This window comes from Streptosporangium sp. NPDC000396, from assembly GCF_042898655.1.
GTDB lineage: Bacteria > Actinomycetota > Actinomycetes > Streptosporangiales > Streptosporangiaceae > Streptosporangium.
Window position 1 is genome coordinate 167912 of record NZ_JBIAZA010000014.1, and the last position, 20686, is coordinate 188597.

The 20686-nt window shown below is 69.3% G+C and carries 23 protein-coding genes and 1 tRNA gene; 9 read left to right on the top strand and 15 right to left on the bottom strand.

Features of this window, described 5'->3' with window-relative positions; translation table 11 throughout:
• Window positions 1-10: 10 nt before the first annotated feature.
• The gene (locus tag ACFY2X_RS23600) at window positions 11-448 is read left to right on the top strand and encodes an SRPBCC family protein (protein WP_389941072.1); all 438 of its coding nucleotides are present in this window, start codon (window positions 11-13) and stop codon (window positions 446-448) included.
• Between the two features lie 129 nt (window positions 449-577).
• Here ACFY2X_RS23600 and ACFY2X_RS23605 read toward each other — a convergent pair whose 3' ends face one another.
• The 3 genes from ACFY2X_RS23605 to ACFY2X_RS23615 all read right to left on the bottom strand — a co-directional run bounded on the left by ACFY2X_RS23605 (window position 578) and on the right by ACFY2X_RS23615 (window position 3393).
• Window positions 578-1732 carry a sensor histidine kinase gene (locus ACFY2X_RS23605; RefSeq protein WP_389941074.1) on the bottom strand — a complete coding sequence of 385 codons (1155 nt, stop codon included), beginning with the start codon at window positions 1730-1732 and terminating at the stop codon, window positions 578-580.
• A gap of 321 nt (window positions 1733-2053) precedes the next feature.
• The gene (locus ACFY2X_RS23610) at window positions 2054-3034 is read right to left on the bottom strand and encodes an aldo/keto reductase (protein ID WP_389941076.1); all 981 of its coding nucleotides are present in this window, start codon (window positions 3032-3034) and stop codon (window positions 2054-2056) included.
• Window positions 3031-3393 (bottom strand): MerR family transcriptional regulator, encoded by a 363-nt coding sequence (locus tag ACFY2X_RS23615; RefSeq protein WP_389941078.1) that lies wholly within the window; start codon window positions 3391-3393, stop codon window positions 3031-3033. The genes ACFY2X_RS23610 and ACFY2X_RS23615 overlap by 4 nt, the downstream gene beginning before the upstream one ends.
• A 236-nt stretch (window positions 3394-3629) precedes the next feature.
• Here ACFY2X_RS23615 and ACFY2X_RS23620 point away from each other — a divergent pair, with 236 nt between their 5' ends.
• The 3 genes from ACFY2X_RS23620 to ACFY2X_RS23630 all read left to right on the top strand — a co-directional run bounded on the left by ACFY2X_RS23620 (window position 3630) and on the right by ACFY2X_RS23630 (window position 7135).
• Entirely contained in the window at window positions 3630-4559 is a 930-nt protein-coding gene (locus ACFY2X_RS23620) for a DUF998 domain-containing protein (RefSeq protein WP_389941080.1), read from the top strand.
• Complete coding sequence (locus ACFY2X_RS23625) at window positions 4525-5598, top strand: AI-2E family transporter (protein WP_389941082.1); 1074 nt, start codon at window positions 4525-4527, stop codon at window positions 5596-5598. Before ACFY2X_RS23620 ends, ACFY2X_RS23625 begins: the two co-directional genes overlap by 35 nt.
• Window positions 5599-5692: 94 nt before the next feature.
• On the top strand, window positions 5693-7135 hold the full coding sequence (locus tag ACFY2X_RS23630) for a WGR domain-containing protein (protein WP_389941083.1): 1443 nt from the start codon (window positions 5693-5695) through the stop codon (window positions 7133-7135).
• Between the two features lie 127 nt (window positions 7136-7262).
• Here the strand turns inward: ACFY2X_RS23630 and ACFY2X_RS23635 are convergent, their stop codons facing one another.
• The gene (locus ACFY2X_RS23635) at window positions 7263-8324 is read right to left on the bottom strand and encodes a hypothetical protein (protein ID WP_389941085.1); all 1062 of its coding nucleotides are present in this window, start codon (window positions 8322-8324) and stop codon (window positions 7263-7265) included.
• A 176-nt stretch (window positions 8325-8500) separates the two neighbouring features.
• Between ACFY2X_RS23635 and ACFY2X_RS23640 the strand changes: the two genes are divergently transcribed.
• Window positions 8501-8959, top strand: coding sequence for a cupin domain-containing protein (locus ACFY2X_RS23640; protein ID WP_389941086.1), 459 nt, complete (start codon window positions 8501-8503; stop codon window positions 8957-8959).
• A 96-nt stretch (window positions 8960-9055) separates the two neighbouring features.
• Here the strand turns inward: ACFY2X_RS23640 and ACFY2X_RS23645 are convergent, their stop codons facing one another.
• The 4 genes from ACFY2X_RS23645 to ACFY2X_RS23660 all read right to left on the bottom strand — a co-directional run bounded on the left by ACFY2X_RS23645 (window position 9056) and on the right by ACFY2X_RS23660 (window position 12851).
• Entirely contained in the window at window positions 9056-9427 is a 372-nt protein-coding gene (locus ACFY2X_RS23645) for a winged helix-turn-helix transcriptional regulator (protein ID WP_389941087.1), read from the bottom strand.
• A 244-nt stretch (window positions 9428-9671) separates the two neighbouring features.
• Window positions 9672-10193, bottom strand: coding sequence for a TrmH family RNA methyltransferase (locus tag ACFY2X_RS23650; protein ID WP_389941088.1), 522 nt, complete (start codon window positions 10191-10193; stop codon window positions 9672-9674).
• 54 nt (window positions 10194-10247) lie between these two features.
• On the bottom strand, window positions 10248-10391 hold the full coding sequence (locus tag ACFY2X_RS23655) for a hypothetical protein (protein ID WP_389941090.1): 144 nt from the start codon (window positions 10389-10391) through the stop codon (window positions 10248-10250).
• A 99-nt stretch (window positions 10392-10490) separates the two neighbouring features.
• On the bottom strand, window positions 10491-12851 hold the full coding sequence (locus ACFY2X_RS23660) for a Tex family protein (protein WP_389941092.1): 2361 nt from the start codon (window positions 12849-12851) through the stop codon (window positions 10491-10493).
• Between the two features lie 326 nt (window positions 12852-13177).
• Here ACFY2X_RS23660 and ACFY2X_RS23665 point away from each other — a divergent pair, with 326 nt between their 5' ends.
• Complete coding sequence (locus ACFY2X_RS23665; protein ID WP_389941094.1) at window positions 13178-14362, top strand: amidohydrolase family protein; 1185 nt, start codon at window positions 13178-13180, stop codon at window positions 14360-14362.
• A gap of 12 nt (window positions 14363-14374) precedes the next feature.
• Here ACFY2X_RS23665 and ACFY2X_RS23670 read toward each other — a convergent pair whose 3' ends face one another.
• Together ACFY2X_RS23670 and ACFY2X_RS23675 are read right to left on the bottom strand one after the other, a co-directional pair.
• Complete coding sequence (locus tag ACFY2X_RS23670; RefSeq protein WP_389941096.1) at window positions 14375-16090, bottom strand: sialidase family protein; 1716 nt, start codon at window positions 16088-16090, stop codon at window positions 14375-14377.
• 92 nt (window positions 16091-16182) lie between these two features.
• Window positions 16183-16353: a hypothetical protein gene (locus ACFY2X_RS23675; RefSeq protein WP_389941098.1), complete on the bottom strand. Its 171-nt coding sequence runs from the start codon at window positions 16351-16353 to the stop codon at window positions 16183-16185.
• A gap of 20 nt (window positions 16354-16373) precedes the next feature.
• On the opposite strand from ACFY2X_RS23675, the gene ACFY2X_RS23680 reads away from it, so the two are divergent.
• Complete coding sequence (locus ACFY2X_RS23680) at window positions 16374-16598, top strand: hypothetical protein (protein WP_389941100.1); 225 nt, start codon at window positions 16374-16376, stop codon at window positions 16596-16598.
• Here the strand turns inward: ACFY2X_RS23680 and ACFY2X_RS23685 are convergent.
• From ACFY2X_RS23685 to ACFY2X_RS23705, 5 genes are all read right to left on the bottom strand, one after another.
• Entirely contained in the window at window positions 16579-17424 is an 846-nt protein-coding gene (locus ACFY2X_RS23685; protein WP_389941102.1) for a DUF4097 domain-containing protein, read from the bottom strand. The two genes, ACFY2X_RS23680 and ACFY2X_RS23685, sit on opposite strands and share 20 nt — an antisense overlap.
• 134 nt (window positions 17425-17558) lie before the next feature.
• The gene (locus tag ACFY2X_RS23690; protein WP_389941104.1) at window positions 17559-18098 is read right to left on the bottom strand and encodes a hypothetical protein; all 540 of its coding nucleotides are present in this window, start codon (window positions 18096-18098) and stop codon (window positions 17559-17561) included.
• Window positions 18099-18343: 245 nt separating this feature from the next.
• A complete protein-coding gene (locus ACFY2X_RS23695; protein ID WP_389941106.1) occupies window positions 18344-19324 on the bottom strand; it encodes an aldo/keto reductase in 981 nt (326 codons plus the stop codon).
• A gap of 191 nt (window positions 19325-19515) precedes the next feature.
• Window positions 19516-19588 (bottom strand) — tRNA-Met (locus ACFY2X_RS23700).
• Window positions 19589-19652: 64 nt separating this feature from the next.
• The gene (locus ACFY2X_RS23705; protein ID WP_389941108.1) at window positions 19653-20042 is read right to left on the bottom strand and encodes a hypothetical protein; all 390 of its coding nucleotides are present in this window, start codon (window positions 20040-20042) and stop codon (window positions 19653-19655) included.
• 88 nt (window positions 20043-20130) lie between these two features.
• On the opposite strand from ACFY2X_RS23705, the gene rpmG reads away from it, so the two are divergent.
• Complete coding sequence (gene rpmG / locus ACFY2X_RS23710) at window positions 20131-20295, top strand: 50S ribosomal protein L33 (RefSeq protein ID WP_389941110.1); 165 nt, start codon at window positions 20131-20133, stop codon at window positions 20293-20295.
• 2 nt (window positions 20296-20297) lie between these two features.
• Window positions 20298-20591 (top strand): type B 50S ribosomal protein L31, encoded by a 294-nt coding sequence (locus ACFY2X_RS23715; RefSeq protein WP_389941112.1) that lies wholly within the window; start codon window positions 20298-20300, stop codon window positions 20589-20591.
• Window positions 20592-20686 lie beyond the last annotated feature (95 nt).

Here is a 20686-nt window from a genome sequence, read left to right on the forward strand (position 1 = left end):
GGGTAAAACGGTGCCAAAGGTCACGCTTCGCCATACCTTCCATGTCCGGAACACTCCGGCGGCGCTTCGCGCCCACCTGAGCCAGCCGCAGAGCTACGTGGGACTTTCGCCGCTGGTGGTCGCGGTCAGGGACATCCAGGAGAGAGACGGGGAGACGCACTACGTCTCGGTCGAGCGCTTCACGTTCCTCGGCATGGTCAAATACGACAACCTGATCAAGGTGACGCTGCGGAGCACGCCGGAGACCGTCGAGGGGAAGGTGGACAGTCCGGGCGGGGTACGGCTGGACTACCGCTTCGCCCTCACCGAGAAGGACGGCGGAACCGAGGTCGAGGACACGCTCGTGGTGCACGCGTGGAACCGCCCGCTCCTGGGCTTCGCGGCCAAGAAGGCCCGCGAGGTGCAGCTCGCGCGCGCCGGTGTTCTCGCCTCACGTCTGGCGTCCTGAGCCACCAGGAATCTCCTGAGCCATCCGGATCGTCGCACTTCGTCTTGGCTGCGTTGGTTTCGTCATGCCGTTTTCGCCATGTCGCCTTCGCGCCGTGGTCAGGGCGAGCGTCGTCTTCGCGCCATGCGGTCACGGCGCCTCGCCCGGCCCGGCCTCTGCGGGCAGCGGGAACGTGACCCGCACGCCGTATCCGCCACCGGGCAGAGGGCCCGCCGAAAACCGGCCGTGGAAGAGCGCGACCCGCTCGCGCATGCCGACCAGCCCGTGTCCCGGCCCGCCCGCCTGCCTGGTGTGGCCGTCACGCGGGCCGTCGTCGAGGATTTCCAGCCAGAGCGCCCGAGGCCGGTAGGAGACCGTCACCCGGACTTCGGTGGGGCCCGCGTGCCGCAAGGTGTTGGCCAGCGCCTCCTGGACGATCCGGTAGGCCGACAGGTCCAGGCCCACGGGCAGCGGCACGTGCTCGCCCTCGACGCTCAGCTCCACGTCGAGACCGGCCGCGCGCATCTGCTCGACCAGATCGTTCAGCCGGGCCAGGCGCGGCTGCGGGGCCAGCCCGTCGCACTCCGAACCGGTGTGCAGCAGCCCCAGCACGCGGCGCAGTTCCTCCACCGCCTCGCGTCCCGCCTCCTCCACCACGTTCAGCGTCTCGCGCGCGGTGACCGGGTCGGACCGGAGTATCAGCCGCGCGACGCCGGCCTGCATGACCATCGCGCTGACGCCGTGCGCGACGACGTCGTGCAGTTCGCGGGCGATTCTGACCCGCTCCTCGCGCACCGCCTCCCGGGCGAGCAGCTCACCGCGTTCCCGTGCCTGGACCGCGATCTGACGATGCCGTCGTACGGCGATGCCCGCGACTGAGGCCGCCCCCAGCGCGACCGTCACCTCCCCGACCCCCCACGACCCGGCGGGTGTGAGCATCATCATGGAGACGAACGCCGCCGTCGCGGCCAGTCCGGCGACGACCCGTGGGTCTCGCAGCGGCAACTCGCTGAGCAGGGTGAACAACAGCAGGAGCTGGGTGTGGAACTGCCAGGTGGCCACGCCCTCGCCGAAGTGCGCCAACGCCGCGACCGACGCCGCCGAGTGGAGGCACATTACGGTGAACGGAGCCCGCCGTCGCAGGAGCACCAGCACGGAGATGGCGATGACGGCCGGGATCCACCACCCCGGATGCGGACGCCCCGTCGCGAGGAGGTGATCGCCGATCTCCTCGGCGATCGCGAGCAGCACCACGGCCACCGAGAGCAGCCAGTCGATCGCGTTAGGGGGTGGACGGCGGCTCATGAGGCGAGAGTAGAGAGGCTCCCGCAAGATGGAATCCGTCTTGAGATGGATAAGAGGCCAAAAATAACCCTGACCGCTCCGAGGTGGTCACCCCCGGTGTCCCGCCATTGCCGATCGGGTGAGCAACGGCACGGAACCCGTCTGAGACCGGTCGCCTTCTCTCTGGGACCGCCCGCCGCCGGCGTTCTCGTTCTCTACGCCGATCCGGTGAGCGGCGGAGCGGAACCGGGAGCCGGTCCTCGTCGCGAGGATCGCGGCTCCCGGGTGTGTGCCAGCGCTCGACGGGCGCGCGTGAGTCAGCGCTCGACGGGCGCGTGTGAGTCAGCGCTCGACGGAGGACATGTCGGGGTAGCGGTCGCCGAGCACGGCCCCGGCCGGCACGGCGGCGTTGAGCGCGGCCAGCTGGTCGGGCGTCAGCGTGATGCCGGCCGCCGCGGTGTTCTCCTCCAGGTAGCGCAGCCGCTTGGTGCCCGGGATCGGGATGACGTCCTCGCCCCGGGTCAGCAGCCAGGCCAGGGCGAGCTGGGCCGGAGTGCTCCCCGCCTCCTCTGCGATCTTGCGGACCTCGGCGACGAGCGCTTCGTTGTGAGCCCCGCTCTCCCCGGTGAACCGGGGCAGGTATTTGCGGAAGTCGTCGTCGGGCAGTTCCTCGGCGGGCGGCAGCGTGCCGCCGAGCAGCCCCCGGCTGATCGGGGAGTAGGCCACCAGCGCGACGCCCAGCTCCCGGGCGGCCGGCAGGATCTCCTCCTCGATGCCCCGGGTGAACAGCGAATACTCGCTTTGCAGGGCGGAGATCGGGTAGGTGGCGTTCGCCCTGCGCAGGGTCTCCGCGCTCACCTCGGACAGGCCGAGGTGGCCGACCTTGCCCGCGGCGACCAGCTCGGCCATCGCGCCGACGGTCTCCTCGATGGGCACGTTCGGGTCGCGGCGGTGCAGGTAGTAGACGTCGATGTGGTCCACGCCCAGCCGCCGGAGCGAGGCGTCGACGGCCTTTCTCACGTAGCCGGGGCTGCCGTCGATGTGACGGACGGCCGGATCCTCGGACCTGACGATGCCGAACTTGGTGGCCAGCACCACCTCGTCCCTGCGCCCCTTGATCGCCCGTCCGACCAGCTCTTCGTTGCGGCCCTTGCCGTACATGTCGGCGGTGTCGAGGAAGTTCACCCCGAGGTCGAGGGCGCGGTGGATGACCGAGATCGACTCGGCCTTGTCGGCCGCGCCGTAGAACTCCGACATGCCCATGCAACCGAGTCCGATGGCCGGGACCTCCGGGCCTCCCTGCCCGAGACGGCGCCTGATCATCCGTGCTCCAATGCGTTGTAGAAGTCGATCTTGTAGTCGAGGACCGTCAGGTCCTCGGTGAGCTGCGCGATCTGCGCCCTGACCCGCTCCCGGTGGGCCTCCAGCATCCGCCGCCGCTCACCGGAGGTCTCCGGGCCCTGCCTGCGCAGCTCGGCGTAGCGGCACATGTCCGCGATCGGCATGCCGGTCGCGCGTAGCTTGTTAAGGAAATCGAGCCAGTCCAGATCGGGCGCCGCGTAGCTTCGGTGCCCGTTCGAGCCCCGATCCACCTCGTGAATGAGCCCGATGCGCTCGTAGTAGCGCAACGTGTGCGCGCTCAGCCCCGATTTGCGCGAGGCCTCCTGGATGGTGATTCCCATGGACACCACCTTGCTCCTTGGAGTGCGCTCTAAGTCAAGCCGGGTCCCTCCCGCGCGGCGACCCTGAGGGGGAGGGCCCTACCTTTCGCCGTCTTCTTCCAGCTCAGGGACTCGGTGGTCGGAGTATCCCCCTGAAGCGGGCACTACCTCACCCCAGGGTTCCTCCGGGATCACTCAGGGATGACTGGGGATCATTTCCGGTACTCGGGGAAAAGCTCCGTCGCCATGGTTGAGCCATGGGGAGTCAGGTTTTTTCGGGATCCAGGATGATCCTCGGCGGCTACGCGGCGATCGGCGCCGGGGCCGTGGCGATGCTCGGGCTGCACGTGGCCACGGGGCTCGATCCGGTGCACACCGTGATCAGCGAGTACGCGTTCCAGCCGGACGGCTGGCTGCTGCCCGTCTCGCTCACGTTCTTCGCCGTGGGTGCGACGACCTTCGGAACCGCGCTGGTACGGCGAGGCGAGGATCGCGAGGCCGCGCTGCTGGTCGGGGTCTGGGGCCTGTGCATGCTGCTGATCGGCGTCTTCCCCACCGACGAGCCCGGTGTGCCGCTTTCGATGTCCGGCGGCATCCACCGGTACGCGGCGTTCGTGGCCTTCCTGACGATGCCGGTGGCGGGCCTGATGCTGGCCCGGCGGAACGCCGCCAGCCCCTACGCCCGGCCGGTACGGCTGCTGAGCCTGGCCTCCCTGGGTGTGATGGTCCTGGTGGTCCTTCCCTACGTCGTGCGGATGTTCGGGATCGATCTGAGCAACGACGACATCCCCGCCGGGGTGACCCAGCGGCTGGTGGTGGTCTTCGAGGTCGCGGTGCTGACGATGGTCGGCCTGATGCTGGCGGCTCGGCGCGATCGTGACCGCCGCCCGCTTCCTGCCGCTGTTCGCGCCCGCCGCCCTCGCGGATATCGACGGCGCCTGGCTGATCCGGCGGAAGGCCCGCGAGTGCCGTGGACCGCCGAGGGAAACCGGGGCATGGTCGTGCCCGGCGCGTACGGGTTCGCCACGGCGTTCCGGCCCGATCCTCACTTCGGCCGGGTCCTCGCCGTCCACGGCGGGATGCCCGCCGTCGCTTCCCCGATCGCGCAGGTCGGCGCGGTTGCTGGTGATCCGTGCGGGGAAGGGGCCCGGCATGGGAGAGCACACGGATCCCGCCGCCACGGGTGACCGGAGCCTGCGGCGAGCGGGCGACACGGCGTGGCGGCTGCTCGGGATCATCGCTCTGATCGCGGTGATCCTGTGGGGCCTTCACGCGGTCATGGCAGTGGTCATCCCCATCATCATCGGGTTGGCCATCACCACGCTTCTGCTCCCGCCGTACCGGTGGCTCACCGGGCGCGGGCTGAGCCGGGCACTCGCCACCACCGTCGTGTGCGTTGGCGGGTTCCTCCTCCTGGTGGCGTTCGTCGCGCTGCTCGTGCCGCCCACGATCGACGGTGTGGCCCAGTTGCGGCAGAGCATCGACAAGGTGACCGGTGATCTGCAGTCGCTGGTGTCATCCAGCGGTCTGGGCGAGGCGAAGGCCTCCCAGCTGTTCGACCAGGTCAAGCAGTATCTGAGCCGGCAGGCCGGAAAGATCGCCAGTGGCGCCCTCACCGGCGTGCGCACCGTCGGGGAGGTCATGGTCGGCCTGGTGCTGGCCATGATCCTGTCCATCTACTTCCTGCACGGCGGCGATCGTCTTTTCCGGTGGATCACGGATCTGGCCCCTCGGGGGATCCGGCGGACCCTGTACGAGAGTGGCAATGTGATCTTCGACGTCGTCGGCCGCTACATCCGCGGCGTGGCGATCGTCGGCCTGGTCGACGGGTTCTTCATCGGTGTCGCGCTGTGGATCCTGGGCGTGCCGATCGCGCTGCCGCTGGCTGTGCTGACGTTCGTCGGAGCGTTCCTGCCGATCGTGGGCGCGTTCACGGCGGGCCTGCTCGCGGCGGTGGTGGCCCTCGTGGCCAAGGGATGGCTGGTGGCGCTGATCGTGGTCGCGGTCACCGTGCTGGTCCAGCAGATCGAGGGGCACGTGCTCGCGCCGCAGATCTACGGCCGGGCGCTCCAGCTGCCCAGCGCGATCATCCTGATCGTCATCGCGCTGGGCAGCGTCATCGGGGGGATCGTCGGCGCTTTCCTGGCCGCCCCGGTGGCCTCCGTCGTGGTCGCGCTGATCCGCAGGCGCCAGGCGGACGGGGATCCGGTGCCCGCGGGGCGATGATGCCGGTCGGCTGGTACGGGTCATCACTTTTCCTAATCTGTCGCCTGCGTGCCGTACGCTCCGCGGAAAGTCGATCACAACGGAGAGGTGCGGCATGGCGGCGCAGAGCACGTATCTGGAGCTGTCCGAAGACGGCGGAGGCTCACACAAGTTCTACGAGGTCGTGCACGACGGGCTCCAGGTGACGATCAGCTACGGCCGGATCGGTGAGCAGGGACAGGTCAAGGTGTCGTCCTTCGCCACAGTGGAGAAGGCCGCGACCGCCGCGGCGAAGAAAGTCGGCGAGAAGGTCCGCAGGGGATACGCCCCGGCGGTGCGCGGAGTCCGGCAGCGCCGCGCGGTCACCCGCCGCAGCACGGAGAGCCTCCGCTCCACCGCCAGCCAGGCGCCGGTGCTCTGGCGCTTCGCCAGCGGCGCGCCGGCGTTCGGCATCTTCGTGGACTCCGAGCGCTGCTGGGTCGGCAACCAGAACGGCGACGTCTACACCGTCACCCACGGGGGCACCGTCACCGGGCGTTTCCGGCTACCCGACGGGGTGAAGTGCATCGTCGCCGACGACTTCTGGATCTACGCCGGCGCCGACGACGGCAAGGTCTACGACCTCAGCGGGAAGGTCCCCCGGCTCGCCTACGAAATCGCCGAGGACGTCGACATCTACTGGCTGGACATCCACGACGGAGTGCTGGGCGTCTCCGACCGCGGCGGCCGGATCACCACCATCGACCACGAGGACGAGTTCCAGTGGGCGCGAAAGGGCGCGGGAGACTCGGCCTGGATGGTCCGCTGCGACGACGACGCCGTCTACCACGGTCACTCCAGGGGAGTGGCCCGCTACGACGCCGCCGACGGAACGCCGGTCTGGGAGACCGGCCTCGCCGGCGCGGTGCTGTTCGGCTGGCAGGAGGCGGACTCGGTCTACGCCGGTACGTCGCGCAGCACCGTGCACCGGCTCCGCAAGTCCGACGGCGCCACCCAGGCGGTCTACCGCTGCGACGCCACCGTCTTCTCCTGCGCCACCGCTCCCGGCGGCCGTTACGTCTTCGCCGGGGACAACCACTCCTCGATCTACTGCTTCGACCAGAGCGGCGAGCGGCTGTGGAAGCTGGCCACCGGCTGCGGCTCGGCCTTCTCCATGCAGTATCTCGACGACCGCCTCTACATCGTGACCACCGACGGCACCCTGGCCTGCATCGACGCCACGGAGACCGCGATCAGGGCAGCCCAGGCGGGCACCGTTCCCGAACCGGTGGACGTCAAGGCGGCGGCGGGCCTGGCCGTGATGGAACCGACCACGACGCTGGAGATCGTGGAACTGCAGACCGTCTCCGACGTCAACGGCGGCGTGGTCGTGGAGTGCGTCAGGGAAGGCGAGCGGCTCCGGGTGCGAGTGATCAGCGAGGGCTACGACTCGCGGCGCAACGTGCAGTTCCCCAAGGGCGTGCGGGAGGCGGGGGCCCGCTACCTCGTCGAGGGCGTCCGCTACTCCGAAAGGGGCGGCTTCTACCGGGCCTACGGCGACATCAGGCGCCTGCTCTGATCCACTCCCGTTCGCTCCGGACAGGGTTCCTCCAGGGCTCGGAAGACCCGGCACCGCGTGCCGGCCGTACCACGTGCCGCCGTGACCGCGGTGGCACGCGCAGGAAGGCACCGAGGGGCGTTCGGTACTAGGGCCGGGCCATCCGCGCGACTCGCGTGTTGAGCTCCGCGACGATGGAGCGGGGCGTGTGCCCGCTCCCGTCGGAGTTCCGGTGGAAGTCGACCGAGACGAAGTTGGGGTCGCGCCCGGCAGCGGGGCGGCACCGGTCGTTGATGCGATCGCGGAGCTTCGCACCGTTGTCGGCCGCGGCGGTCCCGATGGTCGGGACGTTGCGGAAGTGGCTCATGACGAACAGGCGCTGGAAGCCGGGCTCCTGCCTGTCCAGGGGGATGTCGGGGTAGCGGCTGGTGCAGGCGAGCTGGTCGCCCAGGTCGCCGATGCTCCAGAAGTTGGCGACCGTCCAGTCCTTCTCGTTCATGACGCCCAAGTGCTCGCGCCCGCCGGGACCGAAGATCAGCAACCGCTTGTCATCGGTGACCAGGTCGGCCACCTTCGGCCAGCCGCGGTCGCGCACCTGGTATTCCTCGGGCCGGAACAGCACCTCGTTCAAACCCCTGACCTTGGCCAGGGACTGGCCCAGCTGGTCGGCGGAGGTGTAGTCCTCAAGGAAGACTGTGACGATCTCAAGGGGATTGGCCCGGATGAAGTCCACCACCGTCTGCATCGCGCCGTGGAAGGACTGCCGGGGAAGCGCGTAGGTCACGCCCGCGAAGGCCTTGCAGTCGCCATGGCACAGGTAGACGTCACTCGGGTAGCAGTCGAGGCCGAGGCTCACCGCGCACAGCCAGGTGCTCTTGGAATACCAGTGCGTGTCGAGCATCAGGCCGCGCACGCCGCCTTCGAGCTGGCCGCGGATCGACTCGCTCTGGTTGACCACGCTCCAGCGCGCGTCCTCGTAGTTGGTGAAGGCGTTGTGCGCCGTCAGGAAGCTGACGTCGTGCAAGCGTTTGTCGCCCCACCGCTCCTCGCCCGGCGAAGCCGAAGCCGATGAGCCCGAGGAAGCCGATGAGCCCGAGGAGGCCGAGGAGCCTGAGGACGTCACCGAGGCCGAGGCGACCGGGGACAGCGCGGACAGAACCACCACGAGCGCCAGAAAGAGGACGGCAACCGGCCGCCGATAGGTAGTCATCGCGGTGGATGGTATGCGCGTCGCGTCACATCCGAGGAGGCCCAAATTTCCGGGTCGAGATGTGAACGGGAACTCCATGCCTGGGCACGGTGCGCCGCGGACGGTTACCCCGGCATTACAAGGTTACGAAAAAGTGCGATCTACCTGCGAAAAGCATTCGGGTTCAGACTTCTGCCATGAGCATTATCAATCGCTTGGACTACAAACCTTTTCCCGAGGATCCGCACAATTACAAGCCGAATTCGCTCCACTCCCTGGTGCTCGATCCGGCCCGCCCTGACGGCCTCTATGTCAAGGACCTGGTGCTGAACTTCGAGCATCTCGCGCCGGACGAGATCATCCCGGTGCACGTGCACACGAATGAGGAGGTTCTCATCATCGACGAGGGTGAGGCGGAGGCGTTCTACGACGGGGAGTGGCAGCCGGTAGAGCCCGGCGCGGTGATCCTGGTGCCGCCGGGCGTCGCCCACGGGTTCCGCAACAGGTCGGGTGGCAGGGTCCGGCTGCACGCGGTGTTCGCCGGATCCGTGGTCGGCACCCAGCTGCTGGAACGGAGCCCGGCACCGGGCACGGAAGACGAGCCGGTCCCGCCGCCGTTCATCATCGACTTCCGCGAATACGTGGATGGTTCCTGACCCGCGGGGCCGGCGATCCGCCCCGGGGTGCCCGGTGAGACGGCGCCGCCGGGCACCCCGGCCACCGGGTGCGACTCCCCGGCGCGACCCGCCGGCTCATTCGGCGCGGGCGTCGTAGGCGGCACGGGCGGCGTCGATCTCATCGAGATGGCTCTCCGCCCACACGACGAGGCCGCTGACGGCGTCGAGCAAGGTGTGGCCCATCGCGGTGAGCGTGTATTCGACGCGGGGCGGCATGACCGCGTAGATCGTCCGGGAGACGATGCCGTCGCGTTCGAGCTCGCGCAGCGTGACGGTCAGCATGCGATGGCTGATGCCGTTGATGCCGCGTTTGAGCTCGGTGAACCGCTTGGTGCCCGTACCAAGCTGGGAGATCACATACAGCGACCACTTCCCTCCCACGCGGTCGAGGATCTCGCGGGCCCGGCATGCCGCCGGAGTGTGGCCGAGGGAACCTCTGCTGCCCATGATCATCTCCGGAGGGACTGGGCGAGGAGCGGGCCCTCGCCGTGACGGGAGTGGCATCCTTTTGGTTCCTGATAGAAACCACCTTACTGATCAGAACCTTCTTACTCAAGGTAACCTATCGAGGCGCGATCCGGGGTTCTCGAAGCCGTTTCCGCCCGAGGGCGGCGGGAGTCGCCGAATCCTCCGAGGCCGGGTGACCTGGAAACGGCTTCTCGAGCGGTGCGGCCGGGTGCCGCGGCAGGCATCAGGCGAAACCCGCCAGTTTGTACAGGACCAGCGACCCGGCGACCGCCACGTTCAGGCTCGCCCCGATGCCGATCATCGGGATCTCCACGGCCGCGTCCAGCAGATCCAGGGCTTCCGGAGGGATGCCATCGCGCTCGTGACCGAGGACCGCGACCGTGGGACGGCGAGCCATCGGCAGGTCGGCGAGCCGTACGGCCTCCTCCGCCAGCTCCACCCCGATGATGTGGCTGCCGGCGGAGCGCTGCTCGGTGAGCCAGGCCGACGGATCCCGCACCCAGTGCACGCAGGCCGGCCCGCGCAGGGTGTTGCCCCGTTTCAAAGCTTCGGGAACCCAGGGCAGCCGGGGTACGGCCATGCACGCACCGACCGCGTCGCAGGTTCGCAGCAGGGTGCCGAGATTGACGCCGTACATCGGCCACAACGGCGCGACGCACAGGTGACCGAGACAGCGGGGCGGACGCGGGCGCCGGACCGCCCGCAGATCCTTACGGGTTCGGACCCGTATGACGGGGCCGCTCACGGCCGCTCGCGGAAGACCTCCGCGGAAGAGGAAAGAAACATGCGTGAGGGCGCTTCAGCGGTGCGCCCGGACCTTCGACGAAGTGATCTCGCCCCAAGGGTAGCCGTACGGCCGCCATCCGAGAAGGCGGCAGCCGTACGGGTATCCCCGCGCCCGCCGCCTGCCGTACATGGTCAGCCGGGCGTTAAGGCGGGACACGAATATCTCTGGCGTGGTGAAGACTTGACACCTTCACCACGCCGGAGATCTTCGCTATTGATCAAGCCCTGCTGTCGGCAACGCCCGTGGTCAATACACCTAGCGCTTGCCGCCGGAGCCGTCGAGTCCGGCGCGGCGCAGCGCCTCGGCCATTGCCCCGCCCGGCGCGCCGCGCTGGCCGCCACGGTCCTGACGCTGCTGGCCGCCGCGCCCCTGCTGCTGGCCGCCGCGGTCCTGGCGTTGCTGGCCGCCGCGCTTGCCGCCGTCACGCCGTCCGCCGGACTGGTCGCGCTGGCCGGAGCCCCTGGCCGCCTCGTCCTCCAGGCGGAGGGTGAGTGAGATGCGCTTGCGGGGGATGTCGACGTCGAGCACCTTCACCCGGACGATGTCGCCGGGCTTGACCACCTCGCGCGGATCCTTGACGAAGTTGTGAGACAGCGCCGAGACGTGGACCAGGCCGTCTTGGTGCACGCCGACGTCGACGAACGCGCCGAAGGCGGCGACGTTGGTGACCACGCCCTCCAGCAGCATGCCGGGCTTGAGGTCGGAGATCTTTTCCACGCCCTCTTTGAAGGTCGCGGTCTTGAAGGCGGGACGCGGGTCACGGCCGGGCTTCTCCAGCTCCGCCAGGATGTCGGTGACGGTCGGCAGGCCGAAGGTGTCGTCGACGAAGTCCTGCGGTTTCAGGGCCCGCAGCACCGTGCCGTTGCCGATCAGCGTGCCGATGTCGCCGCCGGTGGCCGACAGGATCCGGCGCACCACGGGGTAGGCCTCCGGATGCACGCTGGAACTGTCGAGCGGGTCGTCGCCGCCGGGGATACGCAGGAAGCCCGCGCACTGCTCGAAGGCCTTGGGACCGAGCCTGGCCACGCTCTTCAGCTCCTTGCGCGAGCGGAACGGGCCGTTGGTGTCGCGGTGCTGGACGATGTTCTCGGCCAGGCCGGCACCGATGCCCGACACCCGGGTCAGCAGCGGTGACGAGGCGGTGTTGACGTCCACGCCGACCGCGTTCACACAGTCTTCGACCACCGCGTCGAGCGAACGGGAGAGCTTGGTCTCGGCGAGGTCGTGCTGGTACTGGCCGACGCCGATCGACTTGGGGTCGATCTTGACGAGCTCGGCCAGCGGGTCCTGGAGCCTGCGCGCGATCGAGACGGCGCCGCGCAGCGACACGTCGAGGCCGGGGAGCTCCTGGGAGGCGAAGGCGGAGGCGGAGTAGACCGAGGCGCCGGCCTCCGAAACGACGACCTTGGTCAGCCCGGGGACCAGCTTCACCAGCTCACCGGCCAGCTTGTCGGTCTCCCGCGACGCGGTGCCGTTGCCGATCGAGACCAGCTCCACGTTGTGCTTCCTGGCCAGCGCGGCCAGGGTCGCCAGCGACTGGTCCCACTGGCGGCGCGGCTCGTGGGGGTAGATCGTGTCGGTGGCCAGGATCTTGCCGGTGGCGTCGACCACCGCGACCTTCACACCGGTGCGCAGACCGGGGTCGAGTCCCATGGTCGCGCGGCTGCCGGCCGGGGCGGCGAGCAGCAGGTCGCGCAGGTTGGCGGCGAAAACGCGCACGGCCTCGTCTTCGGCGGCCTGCCACATGCGCATCCGCAGGTCGATGCCGAGGTGGACGAGGATGCGGGTCCGCCAGGCCCAGCGGACGGTGTCGGCCAGCCACTTGTCGGCGGGACGCCCTTGGTCGGCGATGCCGAACCGGTGGGCGATGCGTCCCTCGTAGGTGCCGGTGGGCTCCTCCTCCGGCTCCAGGGTGAGGGTGAGAACCTCTTCCTTCTCACCCCGGAACATCGCCAGGATCCGGTGGGAGGGCAGCTTGGTGAACGGCTCGGCGAAGTCGAAGTAGTCGGAGAACTTGGCCCCCTCCTCTTCCTTGCCCTCGCGGACCGCCGCGACCAGCCGGCCCTTGGCCCACATCCGCTCGCGCAGCTCCCCGACCAGGTCGGCGTCTTCTCCGAAGCGCTCGACCAGGATCGCCCGGGCCCCGTCCAGCGCGGCGGCGGCGTCGGCCACCCCCTCGCCGACGAAGGCCGCGGCGGCCGCCTGCGGGTCGACGGACGGGTCGGCGAGCAGGCCGTCGGCCAGCGGTTCGAGCCCGGCCTCCCTGGCGATCTGCGCCTTGGTCCGCCGCTTGGGCTTGTAGGGCAGGTAGATGTCTTCCAGACGGGCCTTGGAGTCGGCCGCCGCGATCTGCGCTTCGAGGGCGTCGTCGAGCTTGCCCTGGCTGCGGATCGACTCCAGGATCGCGGTGCGCCGCTCCTCCAGCTCGCGCAGGTAGCGCAGCCGCTCTTCGAGCGTGCGCAGCTGCGCGTCGTCGAGCATCTCGGTGGCTTCCTTGCGGTAACGGGCGATGAACGGCACGGTGGCCCCGCCGTCGAGCAGCTCCACGGCCGCCTGCACCTGCCGTTCGCGCACACCCAGCTCTTCGGCGATCCGCTGATGAATAGACGTCGTCACGATCTCTCTTTCCTTGTGGTGGCAGCTGTGATGGGCGGCCGTGCCGAGCAGCCACCAAGCTACCGTGTCGCCCCGACATCGAGCGGCTGGAGAGACGGGTCGGCAGGGAGCGGAGGAGTCACGTCAGGAGCGAGGTACGGCAGTCGCCCCGGCCGGAACCGGGCGACCACGAACCGGACGAGAGCCGTCAGGCGGCGAAGGCGGAGGGAAAACCCGTGATCACTCTGGAAACCGATCACATGAATGGCCGCCATTACATAGACACTAATTACGAAAAAGAATGACTCTAAAGCATGCTGCCCGCTTGTCCGAGACAGAGGAGAATCATGTCTGACGTGCTGATTCGCGGTGGTCACCCATGGAGTTTCGGGGAGCCCGTGGACATCCTGATCCGGGCCGGGGTGATCGACCGGATCGAACCGGGGCTGGAGGCCCCGGACGCCGAGGTCATCGACGTGCCGGGTCGGCTGGTGCTGCCGGGGCTGATCGACGCGCACTGCCACCTCGACAAGACCCTGTACGGCGGAGATTGGGTGCCCCATTCGGCGGGGGACTCGCTCGCCGACAGGGTCGCCAACGAACGCGCTCGCCGGGGTGAGCTGGGCCTGCCGAACGTGGACAACATCACGGCGCTCCTGGAACGCATGATCGCTTTCGGCACCACGCACGTGCGCAGTCATGTTGACGTCGATCCCGTCATCGGCCTCGGCGGGGTCGAGGCGGTCGGTGCCGCGGCCCGGAAGCTGGCCGGACGGGTCACCGTGGAGATGGTCGCCTTCCCGCAGTTCGGGTTGCTGACCAACCCCGGCACCGCCGAGTATCTGGAGGAGGCGCTCAAGAACGGGGTCCAGACGATCGGTGGGATCGACCCCGCGGGCGTGGACCGCGATCCGGTCCGGCACCTGGATATCCTGTTCGACCTGGCCGAGCAGTACGGCGCGGGGATTGACCTGCACCTGCACGACCCCGGAGCGCTCGGTGCGTGGGAGCTGGAGCTGATCGCCGACCGCACGCGTGACCACGGACTCGAGGGCCGGGTGACGGTCAGCCACGCCTACGCGCTCGGCCAGATCGACGAGGCCTATCAGGACCGGCTGGTGGATCGGCTGGCCGCCGCCGGGGTGAGCGTGGCCACCGCGGCGGTTTACAGCTTCCCCATCCCCCCGATCAAGAAGCTCGACGCGGCCGGCGTGAACGTCGCCTGTGGTCACGACGGTATCCGCGACCTGTGGGGTCCGTACGGCAGCGGCGACATGCTGGAGCGCGCCATGCACCTGGCCTACCGCAGCACCTTCCGCCGGGATGAGGACATCGAGCTAGCCCTGCGGGCCGCCACCTACGGAGGGGCCAGGGCGCTCAACCTCGACGCGTACGGTCTTGCTCCCGGTGCTGTCGCCGACTTGGTCGTCGTCGAGGCACGAACCCCAGCCGAGGCGGTCGTCACCCATCCGGTCAGGGACCTGGTCATGAAAGGCGGCCGGGTGGTCGTCCGCCAGGGAAAGCTCGTCTGAGCCTCCCGGCTGTCAGGGCAGGGGGAGCCCGAAGGTGGGGGTGAGGCGGGTCCACTCGATGACGGCCTCGGCGGCGTTGCCGCCGGGGGTGCCGGTCACCCAGTGCGTGACCTGCGGTCTCTCCCCGCTGTCCTGGATCACCCAGGTCGCCCCGGTGTCGGTCCCGTCGCGGAACAGCCGGGCCACTCCGGCGCTGTCCACCCTCACCTTCCAGGTCGCGAGCCGTCCCGCGGTGTCCAGCGTGTAGACCTTCTCCCAGACGGCGGAGCCCTTGCGCATCGTCCAGACCCCGCTTTTCTGGACCGTCAGCATGAGCCGTCTGGCGCCGTTGGCCACTTTCGCGCCGAGGCAGACGCCGTCGCCGGTGCGGGGATTCAGCGCGCTGTCGTCCTCCACCCGGCCACGGAACTCCAGGGTGAAGTCGCAGCCCCGCGAGCGGTCGAGGGCACAGGACGCCTGGGAGGCCCCCGCGCCCGTGCTCCTGAGCCGGAACCCGCCGCCGGCCCGCCGCGCGCCGCCGCTCAGCACCCAGTCGCCGGTGATGAGGTCGCTGCGGTCGAAGGGCCGGGAGACGTCGAGCCTGGCCACCCTGACATTGGTCTGGTTGTGCTCCCAGACGACGAAGAACCGGCCGGGTTCGTACTCGTCGGCGCTGGGATAGACGTCCCAGCCCCGGGCCGCGCCCCTCGTCAGCCGGGCGCCGTCGGCGAAGAGCCGTCCCGGCTCCCAGGGCTCGCCCGGTCGCTTCACCTTGTAGTGCAGGACCTCGCGGTACCGGTCGGGCTTGCTCGCCGAGGTCCCGGTGAACGGCCCGGCGAGCGTGTTGTAGATCGCCAGGTACAGGCCGTCCGTGCCCGCCGTGAAGAAAGTCTTGACGTAGTAGTTGGGCAGGTTCCCGTCCAGTGTCATCGGCGACCAGGTCAACCCGGCGTCGGTGCTGGTCGCCGTGGCGCAGTGGGCGGCGTTGGCGCGGTAGAACGCGTCGCGGGCGGCCGCCGAGGTGCCGCCGGTCAGGTTGAGCGTGCGTGTCACCATCACGAGCGTGCCGGGGTCGTCATGAGAGACCGCGATCTGCGGCTCCTCGACCGCCACGCCGGGCGGGTTCTCCGCGAGCCCGCCGGAGGTCCAGGTCGTCAGGTCGGCCGAGCGCAGCACGCCCGCCCGGGTGGTGCCCCCCGAGTGCCGCCAGTACGGCACCAGCCAGAGCCCGCGGTGTCTCAGCGGCTTGCCCGCGACGACCACGCCCCGGCCGTTGTCCGGCACGTCGACGGTGACGGGGAAGTCGGTCCACGTGCGGCCGTCGTCGGTGCTTCTCCTGACCACCATCGAGGTGGGGAAGCCGTCGACGTCGCCCTCCCGGTCGCGGTCCCGGTCGACCGTGATCCGGCCGAGCAACGCGTAGAGCGTGCCCCCGTCGTTGAGGAAGATCACGTAGTGGTAGCGGTGGGTGGCGGTGGCCGCCGCCAGCGTGCTCACCGTCCAGGTCTCGCCGCCGTCGCCCGACCTGGCGCACATGATGGCGCCCTGGTCCGTCGGCGTCGGGTCCCGCTCGTCACGAACCCCGGCCCGCCAGCCGACCACCAGCCGCCGATGGTCGAGGGCGACGATGTCGGGGACACGATTCCCCTCGTGCGCGAGTTCGCCGTCGGGATCCCGGCTGACCGTGCCGTAGACGGTGACGGGGAGGCTGACATCCGATCCGACGACGTCGGTTTCCGGCCAGAGCATGGATCACAGCGAACAGGCGGGAGATGGCCGCGAGGTTACGGCGGGGTGACGCTCACGCGGCTGTCGGCCTGCGCCGGGCGGGGTGGCGGGCGTTATTCGCCGACCGGCGGGCTGATCCGGTCGGCGAGCCCGTGAAGGGTGCGAGCCGCCCACAGGCGGGAGGACCGGGGACGCTTGGGCATCCTGCGCCGGGTCTCCGCCTCGGCGATCAGCTCCGCGTGCCGCTGGGAACAGAGGGCATTGGCCTGCATGTCGTTGATCATGGTTTTCCCTTCGGGAACGCGTGGGTGTTGGAGACGGCGCCGCTCGCGGCGCGGGTACGGGCCTGGGCCTGGACCTGGACTTGGGGGCGGGCCTGGACCGGGGCCCCGACTTGGCTCTGGCCCCGGACTCTGGCCTGGGCCTGGATCCCAACTTGGACCAGGACCAGGACCAGGACCTGGACCTGGACCTGGACCTGGGTCTGGGTGCGGGTCTGGGGCCTGGGCTCAGAAGCGGGCGCGGGTGATGGAGATGTCGCCGCTCATGGTGCGGACGTGGAGCTCGACCTTGTCCTCGCCGTCGGCGGGCTGATCGGTTCGCTCCAGAGAGGAGTCGACGTCGCCCGACACCGAGGAGACGTCGAGCCACGCGCTGGTCCCCCGGGCGACGCCGACCTTGACGTCGCCCGACGAGCTCGTGATCGAGAGGTTTCCGCGAGCGACCGACTCGACGGTGACGTCGGCCGACGCGCTCTTCACCTGGACGGAGCCACCGGCCGTCCGGATCCGGACGTCTCCGGAGGCCGACTTGACGGTGGCGTCGCCGCCGACCGTGCCGAGATCGATCTTGCCCGAAGCGGTGGTGACTTCCGCTTCGCCGTACATTTCTCGCAGGCTGATGCGTCCGGACGACGTTCTCACTCGGGCGCTGCCTTCGGTGACGTCACAAGTGACGTCACCGCTCTCCGTCCTGACGGCAAGGCCGGTGCACCGGTCGATCCGCACGTCGCCGGAGGCCGTCGTCACCGTGACGTCGCCCAGACGACCGGTCATCCGGGTGTCGGCCGACGCGGCGGCGAAGTCGATCCGCGACCCCTCCGGCAGGCCGACGAGGATCTCCAGCTTCGGGGGACGCCCCAGCGACAGCTGCGGCTCGGGTGCCTCGACGTAGATCGTGCCGTCGACGTATTCGACGCGGGTCTTGTCGGCGCACTTGACGTCGGCGGACCTGGACGGGTTGGCGGGCCGTACCTCGACCGCGGTGTCCTCGCGCGATGTGGCCGTGATGTTCAGGTCGCCCGCGGGGAGCTTCACGTCGAGGGTGACGGGTCCGGAGGTCTGGAAAACGGGCATGGCGAAATCTCCCTTGCAGGTTGAGGGGGTGGCGGCCGCGGAGGCCGCGATCAGGGTCGTGAAGCTTGGGCGGGGTCTTGCCGGGAGCCGGAGAAGTTTGGCGGGGTCTTGCCGAGAGCCGGTGAAGCGCGGAGTCAGCGGGCCCAGCCGCTGATGCGTCTTCCGGTGGAGGGAGGCCGGGATCCGCGCGGAGCCTGCGTAAGGGCCGCGGACACCGCCCGCACGAGCCAGGCGTTGACCGAGATGCCCTCCATGTTCGCCGCCTCCTCGACGTGGCCCTTGAGCGGCTCGGGCAGCCGCAGCGTGATGCGTGCGGTGCCCGCGTCGCCGGGAGGCTGGGGCGGCTCGGGCGGCAGCGGCGGTGCGGGCGGCGTCGGAAATCCGGGTGACCCCGGCGGCGGGGGCGGGAAGGGAGATCCGAAGGACTCCGCCACCGGCGGCGTCACCACGAACTCCGGCTCGCGGTTGCGGATCCGCATCTCGACGGAGCCCGGCGCGAGGTCCCTGGTGATCTCGTCGGCGGCGGTGGAGAGCGCGTCGATGAGCGTGAGCCGGACGGCTGCGTCCAGGGCCGCCGTGAGGCTCTCGACGGTGGCCTGGGTCTCGGGGCCGGCGACCGCGGCCGACGCGGTCAGCGCGCGGCGGAGGTTCTCGACGAAGGGCGTGACGTCCATGGCACTACTATGACGTCACTTTGACGTCATCGCAACCCCGGTGACGTCAAAACGAGAAAGGCGACCCCCGTTAGCCAGGGGCCGCCTTTCGGAGTCGCCTTTGGGAACCGTCTTCCGCGAACCTCGCAGCCGCGAGCGTCGAGGTCGGCCGAGGTCGATCAGTGCCGGTCAGCGTCGGTTGGTGCCGGTCAATGTCGATTCAGTGCCGGTCAGAGCCTTGGGTGCTCCAGGGCTGCCGGAGCCGGTCAGAGCAGGGTGTCTCCGACGGCCTCGACGGAGGCGAGAGCCTTGTCGACGCGGGCGAGAGTGTCGGGAGGGAGGGTGATGTCGGCCGCCTGGAGGTTCTCGGTGATGTGGGCCGGGGTGCGACTGCCGGGGATCGGCACCACATGGGGGTTCTGGTGGAGCAGCCAGGCGATGGCGAACTGGGCGGGGGTGATGTCCAGCTCGGCGGCCAGATCCCGAACCGGGGCGTATCGGTCGTTGTTCTGGGCGAGGTTCTCGGTGTTGAAACGGGGGACGTGGTGCCGGAAGTCTCCTTCTCCGAGGTTCTGCACCGCCCCGGTGAGGAAGCCGGCGCCGAGGGGGCTCCACGGCACTATCCCGGCGCCGACCTCGGTCGCGGCTCGCAGCAGGTCCGGTTCGATCGGCCGCCACATCGACCACTCGGTCTGCACCGCCGTGACGGGGTGCACCGCGTGGGCCCGCCGTACCTGGTCGGCCGTGACGTTCGACAGCCCCAGATGGCGCACCAGACCGGCCTCGACCAGCTCGGCCACCGCGCCCACGGTCTCCTCGATCGGTACGGCGGGGTCGGGGAAGTGCGGGTAGTACAGATCGATCACGTCCACGCCGAGGTTGCGCAGGCTCCGCTCGGCGTGGGCGCGGACGAACCGAGGCTCGGCGTTCACCAGCAACTCGCGGAACGCGTAACCGACCGGGATCGCGTGAGCCTGAGCCTCCTCGGGCACGTTGAGCCCGAACTTCGTGGCCACGACGACCTCTTCTCGCCGACCCCTGATCGCTTTGCCGACGAGGCGCTCGTTGTGGCCGTCGTCGCCGTACGCGTCGCTGGTGTCGATGAAGGTGGCACCGGAGTCGAGCGCGTGGCCGAGCGCGGTGAGCGCCCGCTCCTCGTCGATCTCTCCATACATGCCCGGCGAGAGCACCATCGCGCCGAAGCCGATCGCCGAGACCTTCAGGTTGCCAAGGGTTCGCGTTCTCATATCTTTGATCCTGGGACCCGCGACCTCGTGTCGTCCAAGACCTTTCGCTATAACCATCGGTTATGGACAGCTGTTTGCGCGACTTCTGTCAGTTCGTTACACAGCCGCAGCCGTCGCGCCGTCTTTCTCGAAACCCTCTTCGCGGCAGTCTCTGATCCGAGGCCGAGGCCGAGGCCGAGGCGGGTGGTGAGTGGCGGGTGCGGGAATCGAACCCGCCTGGAGCGGCTTATGAAACCGCCGGGCACGCCAGCGCCCCCACCCGCCAGGAACATGAAAAGCCGCCCCGGACCGGCTGCCCGGGGCGGCTCGCGTGTGACGTCGCCAATCGTCACACGCGAGCCTCGGCGAACATCGTCATTCGACGTCGGATGTTCAATTCATTGCCTTTCGGATAATGCGATCGAGACAATTGTTTTCCACTGGCGAGATCGGGCGCAACGCGTTTTTCCCGGGTGTTCCGGCCGGTGACCCGCCGGTTTTTCCGGATGTTCCGGCAGGCCTGCCCGCGCGGGATGCGGCGGGACCTCAGGCGGTCCCCTTGAGGCCGAGGATGGGGGGCCGGAGGCGTCGCGGACGATCCGCTGGACGCGGCGTGGGTCACCTCGCGCAGATCGTGATGGATCGAGACGGCACCGGGACGGCCCTTCAGCGGCCTGTCCTCGGAGGCGACACGGGCCTGGGCATGCAGGCCGCCGACGAGGACGACAGGGGTGGGCACGGAACTTCCTTGAAAAAGATTCGGGTTGCGGGAATGAAAACCGATGTCGTTATCATTACACAGTCAACCGACCCGAGAGGAGCCGACCTTGGCCAGGAACGAGCTACGCCCGGTGACCAAACTGCGATCGACCGCGGGCACCGGCTACACCTACGTGACCCGCAAGAACCGGCGCAACGACCCCGACCGGCTCACGCTCAGCAAGTACGACCCGATCGTCCGCAAGCACGTCCTGTTCAGGGAGGAGCGATAACCGTGAAGAAGGACATCCACCCCGGCTACCGCCCGATCGTCTTCCGGAACCCGAGCGCCGGCTTCGCCGTCCTCACCCGCTCGACCATGACGAGCGACAAGAGCATCAAGTGGGAGGACGGAAACGTCTACCCGGTGGTCGACGTCGACGTCTCCTCGGCGAGCCACCCCTTCTACACCGGGCGCGGCCGGGTGCTCGACACCGCCGGTCGCGTGGAGCGCTTCAAGCGGCGCTACGGGAGCCGCGAGACGGCCCACCAGGGTGAGCTCCCCGGTGTCACCAGGTCCAGCCGGTAGGAGCACGGCAGTCCCAGGCGGAAACCTCCCGCGATGACACACGTTGGTGGCGTCGGGTCGGCGAGTACGCTGTCGCCTGGGACTGCCGGAAATGG